15 protein-coding genes are annotated in these 13295 nt (G+C 42.2%); 10 read left to right on the top strand and 5 right to left on the bottom strand.

The genetic code is table 11. The features are described 5' to 3' along the window. The first annotated feature begins 272 nt into the window (after nucleotides 1–272). Both DFR59_RS16190 and DFR59_RS16185 read left to right on the top strand, forming a co-directional pair. Entirely contained in the window at nucleotides 273–1292 is a 1020-nt protein-coding gene (locus tag DFR59_RS16190; RefSeq protein ID WP_114746703.1) for an AI-2E family transporter, read from the top strand. A 119-nt stretch (nucleotides 1293–1411) separates the two neighbouring features. Beyond that, nucleotides 1412–2356, top strand: a complete 945-nt coding sequence (locus tag DFR59_RS16185) for a magnesium transporter CorA family protein (protein WP_158538425.1) — start codon at nucleotides 1412–1414, stop codon at nucleotides 2354–2356. 202 nt (nucleotides 2357–2558) lie between these two features. On the opposite strand, the gene DFR59_RS16180 is transcribed toward DFR59_RS16185, so the two are convergent. After that, nucleotides 2559–3530, bottom strand: a complete 972-nt coding sequence (locus tag DFR59_RS16180; RefSeq protein WP_114746701.1) for an LCP family protein — start codon at nucleotides 3528–3530, stop codon at nucleotides 2559–2561. Between the two features lie 106 nt (nucleotides 3531–3636). Next, nucleotides 3637–4368, bottom strand: a complete 732-nt coding sequence (locus DFR59_RS16175) for an arylamine N-acetyltransferase family protein (protein WP_158538424.1) — start codon at nucleotides 4366–4368, stop codon at nucleotides 3637–3639. 141 nt (nucleotides 4369–4509) lie between these two features. Here DFR59_RS16175 and DFR59_RS16170 point away from each other — a divergent pair, with 141 nt between their 5' ends. Then, on the top strand, nucleotides 4510–4992 hold the full coding sequence (locus DFR59_RS16170) for a DinB family protein (protein WP_114746699.1): 483 nt from the start codon (nucleotides 4510–4512) through the stop codon (nucleotides 4990–4992). 20 nt (nucleotides 4993–5012) lie between these two features. Here the strand turns inward: DFR59_RS16170 and DFR59_RS16165 are convergent, their stop codons facing one another. Next, the gene (locus DFR59_RS16165) at nucleotides 5013–5189 is read right to left on the bottom strand and encodes an LSM domain-containing protein (protein ID WP_114746698.1); all 177 of its coding nucleotides are present in this window, start codon (nucleotides 5187–5189) and stop codon (nucleotides 5013–5015) included. A 162-nt stretch (nucleotides 5190–5351) separates the two neighbouring features. Here DFR59_RS16165 and DFR59_RS16160 point away from each other — a divergent pair, with 162 nt between their 5' ends. From DFR59_RS16160 to DFR59_RS16150, 3 genes are all read left to right on the top strand, one after another. Beyond that, nucleotides 5352–5951, top strand: a complete 600-nt coding sequence (locus tag DFR59_RS16160; RefSeq protein ID WP_114746697.1) for a hypothetical protein — start codon at nucleotides 5352–5354, stop codon at nucleotides 5949–5951. Nucleotides 5952–5965: 14 nt separating this feature from the next. After that, nucleotides 5966–6502: a DinB family protein gene (locus tag DFR59_RS16155; protein ID WP_114746696.1), complete on the top strand. Its 537-nt coding sequence runs from the start codon at nucleotides 5966–5968 to the stop codon at nucleotides 6500–6502. Between the two features lie 454 nt (nucleotides 6503–6956). After that, the gene (locus DFR59_RS16150) at nucleotides 6957–8159 is read left to right on the top strand and encodes an MFS transporter (RefSeq protein ID WP_114746695.1); all 1203 of its coding nucleotides are present in this window, start codon (nucleotides 6957–6959) and stop codon (nucleotides 8157–8159) included. Nucleotides 8160–8194: 35 nt separating this feature from the next. Here DFR59_RS16150 and DFR59_RS16145 read toward each other — a convergent pair whose 3' ends face one another. Continuing rightward, nucleotides 8195–8629: a DUF3139 domain-containing protein gene (locus DFR59_RS16145; protein ID WP_158538423.1), complete on the bottom strand. Its 435-nt coding sequence runs from the start codon at nucleotides 8627–8629 to the stop codon at nucleotides 8195–8197. 66 nt (nucleotides 8630–8695) lie between these two features. Here DFR59_RS16145 and DFR59_RS16140 point away from each other — a divergent pair, with 66 nt between their 5' ends. The 3 genes from DFR59_RS16140 to DFR59_RS16125 all read left to right on the top strand — a co-directional run bounded on the left by DFR59_RS16140 (nucleotide 8696) and on the right by DFR59_RS16125 (nucleotide 10788). Next, complete coding sequence (locus DFR59_RS16140; protein ID WP_114746693.1) at nucleotides 8696–9172, top strand: GNAT family N-acetyltransferase; 477 nt, start codon at nucleotides 8696–8698, stop codon at nucleotides 9170–9172. Nucleotides 9173–9706: 534 nt separating this feature from the next. After that, entirely contained in the window at nucleotides 9707–10357 is a 651-nt protein-coding gene (locus DFR59_RS16130) for a hypothetical protein (RefSeq protein WP_245948505.1), read from the top strand. A 17-nt stretch (nucleotides 10358–10374) separates the two neighbouring features. Continuing rightward, nucleotides 10375–10788 carry a VOC family protein gene (locus tag DFR59_RS16125; RefSeq protein ID WP_114746691.1) on the top strand — a complete coding sequence of 138 codons (414 nt, stop codon included), beginning with the start codon at nucleotides 10375–10377 and terminating at the stop codon, nucleotides 10786–10788. A 101-nt stretch (nucleotides 10789–10889) separates the two neighbouring features. Here the strand turns inward: DFR59_RS16125 and DFR59_RS16120 are convergent, their stop codons facing one another. Continuing rightward, nucleotides 10890–12260: a YfcC family protein gene (locus DFR59_RS16120; protein WP_114746711.1), complete on the bottom strand. Its 1371-nt coding sequence runs from the start codon at nucleotides 12258–12260 to the stop codon at nucleotides 10890–10892. Between the two features lie 201 nt (nucleotides 12261–12461). Here DFR59_RS16120 and DFR59_RS16115 point away from each other — a divergent pair, with 201 nt between their 5' ends. Then, entirely contained in the window at nucleotides 12462–13289 is an 828-nt protein-coding gene (locus tag DFR59_RS16115) for a MurR/RpiR family transcriptional regulator (protein WP_114746690.1), read from the top strand. Nucleotides 13290–13295: the final 6 nt, after the last annotated feature.

Raw genomic sequence — 13295 nt, 5'->3', positions numbered from 1 at the left:
AGCTTTCATTCAAGTCGTCTATATATGGAAAAATTTTGAATAGTCATAGGGTTTTCTTACTATCACTGGTTTACGTACCTATTTTTTCTTGTTAACTTGACGGCTATGGGGACAGGTTCCTCGTCCCAATTGATGGGACAAGGAACCTGTCCCCTTGTACCTATTTGATTTTTTTCATAAAAAATATTGCGAAGTAGTTTTTTTTTTCATCCCACAAATCGTATACTTATATTAATAAATAAATTTTTGCGGAATGGGATGAGGAGCATCTGGTGAATACATTCAATCGATTCTTCCAAAGCAATACGTTCAAAAGAATTTTGATCTTTTTGGCGATGGCTCTGGTGTTATATCTGTTAAAAGACATGATCAATTTAATATTGTTTACGTTTATCTTTTCCTTTTTAATGGATCGTTTAGTGAACTCCATCATGAGAAAGATTTCGATCAACCGGACATTGCTTGTGATTATTTTGTACACCTTTATTGTCGGGCTGCTTTCTTTCGTATTCATTAAATATCTGCCGCTTGTTATCAATGAGATTCGACTGCTGATCAAGCAGCTTACAGATTTTTATTCAAACGTCCCTGATGACTATGGCTGGTTGAATTATTTCTTGCAAAAGGTAGAGGCTACAAAGGTGTCCGGCTATATGGAACAAGGATTTACATTCTTGATCAAATATTTCTCAGATGTGAGCCGTGTCGGGCTTCAAATACTCTTGGCCTTGCTGCTCAGTTTATTTTATATGCTGGAGAAGCCGCGCATCATCCGGTTTACCGATAAGTTCAAATACAGCAAAATGGCGCCAGTATATAAGGAAATTGCTTTTTTTGCAGGGAAATTTGCAGGTACATTTGGAAAGGTCATCGAGGCGCAGATCATCATTGCTTTAGTCAACTGCATCCTGACGACCATTGCTTTATGGATATTGGGCTTCCCACAGCTGGTGGGGCTGTCAATCATGATACTGGTTCTGGGGATCATCCCTGTTGCAGGGGTCATCATTTCCTTGATTCCATTGTGCATCATTGCCTTCAGCATAGGGGGCATCGTAAAAGTCGCTTACATTGTGATTGCCATCATGATTGTCCATGCGGTTGAAACTTATATCCTCAACCCTAATTTGATGTCATCCAAGACGAATCTACCTGTATTCTATACGTTCATTGTGCTGATTTTCTCTGAACACATTTTTGGAATATGGGGATTGATCGTCGGAATCCCGATTTTTGTATTCTTTCTGGATGTCTTGGATGTCAGCAGTCCAAGAAAGCCGAAAGAATTGTAAAGTAAAGGACCCTTCAACGGGTTCTTTTTTATTTTGGAAACTGTCTACGCAGGGAATCTTTAGGGTATTAAAAAAGAATAATAATGGACAGCAGCGAAATGGGAAAAGGATGGTTAGAGATGAACACTTTTCGAGGGAATGAGTGGACGTGGATCCGCTTGGATGTGGATGAAAAAGAAAAATGCCGGGATTATATTGATCCTATGCATTGGCGCAGATGCCGGGAATGGTTTGATGGAATAGGCATTGCTGATAGGAATGACCTCCGAATGGTGACAGAAGTCAGTGGGCAGGAATGTCTTTTCGGCTCTTTTGTGTACCGCCAAGACCTGCATGAAAAAGATGATTTCACCATCCTGCATTTTTATCTTACCCGCAATACGCTTGTAACCGTCAATCTCAATCCAGCGCTCATCCAAAAGACCAGCATGGATCAAATTCTCCGATTGGTAAAATCAGCTGAAGATGCCATCGATGCTTTCTTTATTTTGCAGGGAGAGTTGATGAATGAGTTTCTATACGGAATTGATGAATTTGAAACAAAGCTGAGAGAGCTCATCTGGAAGTTTTACAACGATAATGGGACGCATATTTTAGAACAGATCCATAAGCATCGGCATGAACTCCTTGTGTTAAAGGGATTGATTCATTCGGTGAAAGAGAATCAATTTGCTGTGGAAGAAGCTTTTTTAATTGAGTCGGGCGATAGGGTCGGCCACGAACGGACCGCGAGAAGAGTCAAAAGAGGGAGCACGCTAATTGCAGGGTATGAAGAAGAAATCGAAAACCTCTATCATTCGGAGGAAGTCGTCAGTTCCTATCGAGGCAACGAAATCACCAAAGCCCTGACCATTTTCACCACTATATTTACACCAATGACAGCTCTTGGCGCCATTTGGGGAATGAACTTCAAGCATATGCCGGAACTGGATTGGAAGTATGGATACGCTGCTTCACTGGTCTTGATCTTTGCATTGACCGTCCTTATCTACCTATTCCTGCAGCAGAAGGGATGGACCGGCGATCTGCTGAAGAAAAAGAAACGGAAATCATTTTATAAATAAAGGCTCTTTTCTCAAAGTTTGTTGCATTAATACAGGATAACTTGTGTAATCTATGCAGGGAATTCAGCTAGAAAAGAGCCTGGATACTCCATTTCAACGCGTAAAAAAAGTATTTTGACGTTAAAATCGGCATTCAGATTTTAACAACAATGTTTACGAAAACAGCCTAAATGAAAAAAGTCCGGCCAATTTTGGCTGGACTTTAATTGTTCAGGAATCGATCGAGTGCCACCGTGTTTTTTTGAAGATTTTCCGGTGAAAGGACTAAAACGTCGCTCAACTCTCCGTTAATCGATATTTTTTCATTGGTAAAACCATTATTCTCTGGAATCCTTAATGTTTCAAAATTCCGTTCCTTGTCGCCTAAAAAGGAGGTAGCCACTGAAAACAGCAAGGATTTTGGCAGGTTGGTTTCGATGTACGGCTGGACAGTCCCGATCATACTCGGGATTTTCATGATGCCTGCTGCACTTGTTATTTTGTCGGAAAGAATCTGTAAGACTTTTTGCTGTCGCTGAATCCGGCCGAAATCACTGATGGCATCATAGCGGAAGCGGACGTATCCCAACAGTTCTTTTCCGTGAAGCATTTGCTTGCCTGGCTGAAGCGTCAAACCTAGTCCGTGTGACATTTTCTTCTCCACATCGATTTGAACCCCTTCAGGAAAGACTTCATCAATGACTTTTGCAAATCCTTTAAAATCAATCAAAGCATAGTATTGAACATCGATATCGAAATTCTCTTTTAATGTTTTCCTCAAAAGCTCCGGTCCGCCATAGGAATACGCGGCGTTCACCCTGTTTTTTTCATCATACCCAGGAATGTCTACATAGGAATCCCTCATGATTGAAACAAGCTTCGATTTCTTTGTATCTTGGTCATACTGCGCCACCATGATGGTATCTGTACGGGAATTTTTTTCTCCACGCGAGTCTATCCCCAGTAATAGCACATTGATTTTCCCAAAGTTATTTTCAACACCATTAAATTCTACCGGTTCACTGACTGTGTTTGTTCCGGTGCTGGCTGATTTTAGTGCGGTTTTATAGTTCCAATAGGCATACGCAGCGGTGCCCATAAACAGGATAAATACCGTCAAAAGCGTATAAAGGACAATGCGGAGCTTGCTTCTTTTTTTCTTGCTGAATCGTGTTTCTCGATTGGGAGTATTCATCAAGTCAATCCTTTATTTATTGATTTGAACCTATTAGGCTCTATAGATTAGACGCAATGAAAATGAAAAATGTTACAAATTTGATAGATTTTAAGCGCAGCGGATATTAGAAGTGTTTGCTCAACAGATTCTCAAAGTTATCCGGAGTGCTTGGTGAAATCAATTTTTCCCCATTTTCGGTTATGGTCATCTGGTGGTCAGTCAATGTGATCCTCCCGTTAGGAGTTGCCTTTGTGATCAGCCGGGATTTATTGAATGGAGATGCCTCATCGAACTGGATGAATTGATTTCTTGAATGGAAATATGCCAAATTCCTCGGCTCCAATGTGAATCGATGCTTAATGATCCAGACGTCTTCTCTATATTCTTCTAAATAATAGAGGGATTCTGTCTGCCTGATCCGATAAACGTTATTGGGGGCTTGTACTGCCTGCCCTTCGACAGGTATTGGATGGAGCGAAGCATCGCCGAAGCCGACATCCGTTAAATATAGCTGGCCATCTATTTCTGCAATGACTGACATATGGGTATCGAGCTTGTTCCATTCTCCATCGCCTTTTGCAACAGTCGCCGAGATCAGGAAACTTTTGTAGCCGAGCTGTTGAAGGAGCCATTGATAAAGTGCATTCAGTTCAAAACATATGCCGCCGCGGCTGGCTGTGATGATTTTTTGATAAAGCTTTTCAATTTCCAAGACGATGGGATGGGAATTGAGGATGTTCAGATTTTCAAATGGGATATGAAGCATATGAGATTCTTGTATATATTTAAGGTTTTCGAGAGTAGGGGCAGGAATAGCAGTCATTCCAATTTTTTTAAGATAAGCGGTAACATCCATTGTCATACCTCCTTGCTGTTTCTACCCTAAAGATAGTCCTTTTGTCATTGATATGCAAAAATAAGATTTCCTTGAAGGGATTAGGGTTCTGGTGTTGGAATAAGTAAGATAGTTTATAAGTAAAAAAGGGGATGAAGCGAAGTGAAAGAATTGTTCCTCTATAATTGGCAGGTTCGTCATGATTGGTATCAATGGTGTGAAGGCGTTCCGGAAGAAGAGCTGCTGAAAAAAAGAACGGGCGGCGTGGGCGGCATCTTGGAAACTCTTTTTCATATTATTGATGTAGAGTGGAGCTGGATCCGCATCATGCATGGCAAGCCGGATTTTCAGGAGAAATTCGAGGAGTACAATACGTTGGAAAGGGTCCGGGAACTTGATGCTGTCTTCCATCAGGAGGTTTCGGCGTTCGTACAGAATTGGGAAGACCGCTATGAAGACAATGTCGTCCCGGATGTAGAAGGGATTGAGTGGGAAGAGAGATACACTTGGGGAGAAATCATGCGCCATACCATTGCACATGAAATTCACCACATCGGGCAAATATCCGTGTGGGCAAGAGAACTTGGAAAAAAACCCGTATCGGCGAATTTTATCGGGCGCGGCTTGGGGAATGCGAAAGGATAAAGCACTCTTTGATGAGTGCTTTAGAATTCCTCTTTCACAAATAAAACAGAAGTCATCGGTATGATAATATCGTGTGTATTTAAGTCGAGTGTAATGGAGTTCATTTCAGGGTCAACATAGGATAATTCACCCGTAATAGTTTCCCCATTGACGAATTTCACTGTTATATTTTCTTTGATTAAGCTATTTAGTTTCATGGCATTTCCCCCTTAATTTAAAATAATGTATTCGACAAATTTTTGGATATTCCTCCCTTTTATGCGACTAATGTCGTAGAGAAAATGCGGCGGATGGCTAATGTATATAATGGTTCGGAAGGTTACGATTAGGATAAATGGTATGGATGAGGGGGAAATAGGATGTTATTTCATTACCATTTTTGGACGCCGTATTTAGAAGAGACCGAGAAGTTTTATGTACAGGAAGGTTTTCAGGTACATCAGAGGATAGGGAGGTATGAGGGGGAGTTTCAACCCTTTGACCCTCCATTGACCTGGGATGATTTCAGGGATAAAAAGGTCCTTTTCCGCATCATTGAACTAAGAAAAGGGCGCGTCAATATTACTTTCGGGTATGGGAAGAGGCCTGTCTTTGACCATATTGGAATTTTGGTTTCTGAAGAAGAGAAAAATGGGATCATCAATAGAGCAGGCGAGTTGAATTGGGGGCATCGTTCAAACGAACGCAGAACGTTTATAGAAACGCCCTACGGCTTTAAAATTGAACTGCAGACAAATATGGAATTTGTTGAAGAGGGCAATTCTGCAATTGAGCAATTGGATTTGTCTGTGAATCAACCTGACGCAGAAGAGTCGCTTTCCTATTTATTGAACAGGCATGCAGGAAAAATAAACATTACTCAGACAGGAAATGTGCAGTTAAACAGAGCATATATTTCAGGATTGGACGGTTTAAGAAAATCCGATCCAAATGGATTAGAAATTGTATCTGCAAAATAAAGGAGGAGACTAATATGAACAAACCACCAGTCTCGGGAGATTACATACCGTATTACTCCACTTATATTGAGCGAGTGGAAGCGGGAGAGATAGAGGAAGTTTTGTCTAATCAAATTCAAGTGACAGTAGGGCTGCTGAAGGACCTTTCTGAAGAGCAGGGTGCATACCGCTATGGAGATGGCAAATGGTCCATTAAAGAAGTCATTGGCCATATGGCCGACACGGAGCGAGTGATGAACTTCCGTTTGATGAGTTTTGCACGGGGTGAATCATCGGAGCTGCCTGGGTTTGATGAAAACGAATATGTGGCGAGAGCTAGATTTGACCGGCAATCCATTCCTGCACTTTTAGAAAACTTAGCGGCCGTCCGTTCATCGACTATTTCCCTGTTGGAAAACTTGGATGAAGAAGCGTGGGAGCGCAGCGGGACAGCAAATGGTGCCCCTGTTACGGTAAAGGCGCTTGCCTGGATCATTGCTGGCCATGAATTGCATCATTGTATGATTTTGAAAGAGCGGTACTTTGGGGCGGAAAGCTTCCCGAAGAAGTAATGGGTGGCCATGAACATCTGGGGAATTGCTAGAACCTGATGTAAATTTGCTAGAAGATATAAAAAATTCGCTAGAACCTAATGAATATTTGCTAGAAGATATATAAAAATCGCTAGAACCGATCCCTATTTCTACAAATGGGAATCGGTTTTTTTGTTTTTCATGGACATTTAAAGCCCCATCCTCCGCAATTGTTACCTGCAAGTGCCTATATTACTGGAAAGTGCGTACTTTTTAAAAAGAATCAAACGGTGCATAATCGAGAACAGACAGACGCAATTCGATGTATAGCAAAAAGGAGATTATACATCAGAAAAGTAATATAGGCACTAAATAGTAACTACATTACTTTAAAGTGCGTAGTTCCTATATGGGAGTCAACAGTTCATAATGAACTTCATCATAAGTGAAAGGCGCCTTCGCTTATTCAGGACAAACAAGGAGGAATGCTCAAATGAGTTCACATACACAAGCAATCAATCAAACAAAAACAAAAGGCGGGACTCCCGCACTGCTGGCCTTGGCCATTAGTGCATTCGGGATCGGGACCACTGAATTTGTCCCTGTCGGCCTTCTCTCATCCATTGCAGATGATCTATCCATTTCCATTACTCTAGCAGGGCTTTTGATCTCCGGATACGCACTTGGAGTCGCGTTTGGAGCACCAATCCTGACAGCTTTGACGAATAAAATGAGCAGAAAAACATTGCTCATGTCATTGATGATTTTATTCATTGCCGGCAATTCAATTGCAGCGATGTCATCAAGTTTCGGATTGCTGCTGGCTGCACGGTTCGTCACTGCGTTTTCACACGGAATATTCTTTTCCATAGGGTCAACGATCGCAGCGGATTTAGTCCCCGCCAATAAACGTGCGAGCGCCATCGCCTTTATGTTCACCGGGTTGACGGTCGCAACCGTTACAGGGGTTCCTTTCGGGACATTCATCGGACAAGTATTCGGCTGGAGAGCTACATTCTGGGGAGTTGCGGCACTTGGACTAGTTGGAATTATTGCAAGCTCCATTCTTGTGCCGAAAAATTTAAAAGAAGCCCCACCGGCAAAATTCAGCGAGCAGCTGAAGATCCTAAGAAACGGAAAACTATTGCTTGCCTTTGGCATCACAGCATTAGGATATGGAGGTACGTTTGTCTCCTTCACGTATTTAACACCACTTCTGCAAGACGTAACAGGCTTCAGTTCCAAATGGGTCAGCATCATATTGCTCGTTTATGGAATTGCCGTAGCAATCGGAAACGTCGTGGGAGGGAAAGCATCCGATAAAAATCCATTGAAAGCTTTGATGTGGATGTTTATTTTCCAGGCCATCATCTTATTAATTCTTACTTTTACCGCACCATTTAAAGCACTTGGGCTGGCAACCATTTTCATGATGGGCTTGTTCGCTTTCATGAACGTACCTGGCCTGCAATTGCTCGTCGTGAATTTAGCAGAAAAATATGTCCCATCAGCTGTCAACGTAGCATCTGCTTTGAATATCGCTGCCTTTAATATCGGGATTGCCATCGGCTCCTTTGTTGGCGGATTGATAGTAGATTCCATCGGCATCATCCATACACCGTGGGTCGGAGCCATTATGGTTGCAGGCGCCGTTGTGGTTACTGCATGGTTGAAGAGGTTGGAGGAAAATAACTGACAAAATATATCAGGGGAAAATCCGTCTCTAGTTAACTAGGGGCGGATTTGGAACCCTGATATTCTATTTTCATTCATTGATATACAAGAGGCCTCACTATGCTCTGTCTTTGTAGTAATTGTTTTAGTATAAATTCCCCCTTCTTTAGTATCTTTTTCACAAAATTGAACAATGTCTCCAAAATATTTCTCTTTTCCATAGTAGTAAGTCATTTCGGGTTCATCCTTAAAAACCACTTGGTAAATCGTATTAAAATAGTTTCGGTTGATCGATTGATAATTAGGATATGCTGCCTGCTTTAAAATATCTTTATTTGAATAGCCTCCAGCTTTTAGATATTCCTTTCCTTCTTTTCCAATTACATGGTTCATTATAGGGTTTCCGTGGTTTAGAATATAAATGAAAATAAATGGCGCTGAAGCTATGCTCAAAAAGCTTACGAAAATCGAAAGTATGATCAATTTCTTCAAATTATCAACTCCTCTTTTGTGTAATTTTACACTAAAGAGGTAAAAAAACACAATAGGGGAATTTTTATGAAAGTATGGAGCCTACATAGTTTAAAAAAGAATGAAGTGACAAATTTTTTTGTTGAACACTGGGGAAGTCCGGAAATGGTCCTGTCCACCGGCATTTACCACTGCGACCAGCTGGATGGTTTTGCTATGGTTGATGATGATGGCGGTATCGCAGGGCTAATCACGTACAGCATCGAAGGGTCGGAATGTGAAATTGTTTCGCTGGACAGCCTCTTAGAAAACAAGGGAATTGGCTCTTCTTTGGTTAGTGCGGCAGAAGAAGCTGCAAAGACCACAGGATGCAATAAGATGAAACTAATTACGACCAACGACAATATCCATGCCCTCAGATTCTATCAGAGGAGAGGATATCGGCTGGCAGAGATTTTCCCCAATGCAGTTGAGGCAGCGAGGAAACGAAAGCCGGAAATTCCCTTAATCGCTGAGAATGGAATTCCCATCAGGGATGAAATCTTACTGGTAAAGTCAATCTAAATAAGATAAGGTCATTTCTCTTCGTATGAATGAGGAATGACCTTTTTATTTTTGATTTTCCTTTTTAAGTGCCTGAAATTTTCATGATGCCTAGCATATTGGAGTAACTGAAGGATGAAAATTGTGTATTTCGTTGAGAATTTCATTTACGTAAGGGTGAAATAGAGGATATTTGAAGGGGATTAAGTTGAAATGAAGTGTACTTAATGGCTCTATGCGCGAAAGTGGGCCTTCTATGAGCCGTTTCCACCATCCTATGCGCGGAAAAAATCCTCTTATGCGCCGCTGAGAGGAGCCAATGCGCCAAAAACAACTGCTTATGCGCCAGCGGCGAAAACTAAACAAAATAAGCCTGACTCCCGCCGGGCAGTCGACCACACGCCAAGAATCAACCGTCATTCTTCGACAAATTCCGGGGCGTGACAGTCGCGTGTGGCCAAATCTCCTTCCGAAAAGTCAGAAAAATCTAAATCAAGAAGGATATTCCTCTTTTTTACAGAAGTATTGTTTTAGAGGAAGAGAGGAGAATCAAAAGTGATTGACGAAAAAACTAATAAAATGACTGAACTTGAACTCGAGAAATTGAATATTGTGGACAAGCAGGGAACTGTGAGGATGACCCTTTTTAATCAGGATCACATCCCTCCTGCTCTGATGGATGGAGAAGATATACTTCCAGGGCACAGGGACGACAATCCATTTGCGGGAATCATGTTCTTTAATAATGAAGGCGACGAATGCGGTGGAATGATATTTGGAAATGAACGGGATGAGGAAGGGAATTACCGTGCCTCGGCTTCTATGACGTTTGATCAGTATAAACAGGATCAAGTGGTTCAAATGATGTACATAGATGACAATGGTGAGCGGCATTATGGCTTCAATATTTTTGACAGGCCAGATGTTTCACTTAAACAGCAATTGGATGAGACAAAAGAAATCGAAGAATCCCATTTGGATGACGAAGCGAAGGCGGAAGCTATAGATCAAGTGTGGAAAGGAAGTACTCAGCGAGCTTTCATGGGGAAAAATAAGAAAGGGGAAGTCTCTGTGAAATTGATGGATTCGAAAGGAAAGGATCGAATCCGAATGGTTGTAGATGAAAATGATATACCTCGGATGGAGTTTTTGGATGGGGAAGGTAATGTCCTTTATAAACTACCGCCAGATGATTTAAAAAAATAAACAAGGAGGCAGATTAAGTGAATAACAGTTTGTTAAGGGTCGGAACTACCTATATACCAGTTAAAGATGCAGGTGCTTCTGCAGAATGGTACGCACAAAAACTGGGAGCAGTCATTTCCTACCAGGATGATGAAAAAGCCATCATCAATCTTGCGAATCAAAGCTTTTTCCTAGTGAAAGCAAAAGAGGGTGAGACGGCGAACTTCATTGATGCCAATGGAAGGGAACGGTTTTCGATGACATTCGAAGTGGATGGGATGGAGTCGCTTGAAACCCTTCATCGGGAGTTTACCCAAAACGGAATCCAAATAGGAGAAATCGAAGACAGGGGACATGCAGGCAGGAATTTTGTCTTTGAAGATTTGGACGGTAATCGATTCGACGTTTGGAGCGAGCTCAGCCCGGACTATAAAAAGAGAATGCAATATTAATATAAAATCAAAAAAGGAGCCGCTTCCGTGAAGCGGCTCCTTTCTTCGACATATTTCGGGGCGTATCGGGTGGTGCCTGTCACCTTGATCCTTGATGTCGCTTAAACTGGACCCCAATGGATAAGGACGCCTGCTGTGATGAACACGAGTCCGATGACGAACCAGATTAGTGCTAGCGGGGCCATGAATTTGACCCATTTTCCGTAAGGGATTCCGCTCGCAGCAAGCACACCCATCAAGACGCCTGAAGTCGGGTTGATGCAGTTGACTACCCCTTCACCAAGCATAACGGCTTCAACCGCTACTTGGCGTGTGATATTCATTAAATCCGCAAGTGGTGCAAGGATTGGGATAAAGATGACGGATTCACCGGATCCAGAAGAGATCAGGAAGTGAAGCAGTCCGCTCGATACATACATGCCAAGCGCACCCAGGAGCGGACTGTGGCCGTCCAAAAGGCTTGCCAATCCATTGACGATCGTATCAAGCAATTTTCCGTTTTCCAAAACGATGGAGATGCTTCTTGCCATCCCAACAATCAATGCTCCGTATACTAACCGCTGACATCCGGTTAGGAATGTCCGTGCAATATTGTTTGCGTCCATTCTGCCGATCAATCCGTTCACGATGGCGATGAAGACAAACGTCCCGGCCATTTCATGGTCGCCCCATTTCAGCCATAGAGCGCCGCAAAGGAAGCCGACCAAAGATAATCCGGTTACTGCCAAGATAAGTTTATGTCTGCCTGTAAATGGCACATCCACTTTTTCTTCTTCATCAAGAAGGGCTTTACTAGGGAACCAGTCTTCGCCAAGGATACTCTTTTCCGTTTTTCTTAAACGCCTTACATAGAAATAAATATAAACGACCGTTGCTACTAAAAACGCGGCATAGATGCCAGTGCGCAGTCCGATGCCGGAAAACAGCGGCAGTTCAGCGATTTTTTGCGACAATCCAAGCGGTGTAGGCGACAGGATGGTGGAGTTGAATCCAGCATATGTACCTAGATAAATGACGGCAACGCCGACTACTGCGTCCCACTTCAGCGCCCTTGCAACAATGATGCCGATCGGGATGAAGCCGATAACGGAGTTGACGACGATTCCGGTTGTTCCAAGGATGGAGAACAATGCTCCAACTACAGCGATGAATAATAATTCCTTTGTTCTGAACTTATTGACGACATTATGGATAAGTCCGTTGATTGCCCCTGTTTTTTCAAGGATGGCTAAAGTACCGCCTGTGAATAGAATTAAAAAGATGATGGAAGATGAATTCACCATACCTTGCTGGAAGGCTGTGAAAAAGTCTACAAATCCAATTGGGCTGTTTTCTACGGTGTGATAGCTGCCGGGAACAGCCTGAGTGATTGTCCCATTTGTGATTCGTTTGAATTCACCGGCTGGGATGATGTACGTAGCGATTGCACAGATTAAGGCAATGACAAACAACAGTACATAGGCATCCGGCATTCTAAATCTTGATTTTTTCTGGTGCGGTACATTTGGCTCTGTTTGCAAACTCACATTATTTCCCCCTTTGAATGCAAATAATATTGAATATTCTGACCTTTGTGATATATTATATTGAAGTATATCCTTCAATGCAATAAATTTTGAAGTGAATACTTCATAAAATAATTTGTATATATTGGAAAAGGAAGTGGATTCATTTTGTCCAACTACATTTCTAGGATAAATGCACAATATGAAGAGCTGACAAAAGGAACTAAGAAAGTAGCGGATTTTTTAATGAGAGATCCCACTGCCTTTGCAACACACCCAGCCAAAAAGGTTGGAGAGTTCATTGGTGTCAGTGAAACGATGGTCCTTCGTTTCTGCACCGCAATTGGATATGGTGGTTTCAGTGATCTGCAGACAGAAGTGAGAGAATACATTTTTGATTTAGGAGCCAAGAAAACAAAAGTGGCAGATAATCAGGAACAGATTCCTTATTTCCACGAAGTGATGCTGTCGGATCAAATGAATATAAGTGAAGCGGCAAAAGGATTTAAAGAAGAAGAATTTGAAACGGCTGTTGATAGGATCAACGAAGCAGACGAAATATTAGTGGCGGGATTGCATGCATCCTTTTCGATGGCGCATTGGCTGTCCTACACATTGAATCTCCTGCGTGGAGGAGCTACTCTTTATCGGCCGGAATCAGATGTAGGCCTCGATCGATTTTCGAAAAAAAGCATGCTCATTGTGTTCTCTTTTTACCGATATGCTATGGATACCATCATGCTGGCAGAAGAGGCGAAAGAACGTGGAATCCATGTACTAGCCATTACGGATTCTCCGACAGCGCCGATCACGAAGATTGCCGATCAATTATTTGTATTGAATCTCCCGGCAAAATCCATTCTGCAGACTGTGCCCGTTGTCTATTCCATTTTAAATGCGCTGTTGGCGGGAGTATCTTTGAAGCAGGCAAACCCGGGGGAGTCTAGAAAGAACATGTTTATCCAAGAGAATTCCAAAAAGTTTTGCGTGAAATGAACAACC

Source organism: Falsibacillus pallidus, assembly GCF_003350505.1.
GTDB classification, from domain to species: Bacteria; Bacillota; Bacilli; order Bacillales; family DSM-25281; genus Falsibacillus; species Falsibacillus pallidus.
This window is presented reverse-complemented; position numbering and strand designations above follow the sequence as displayed.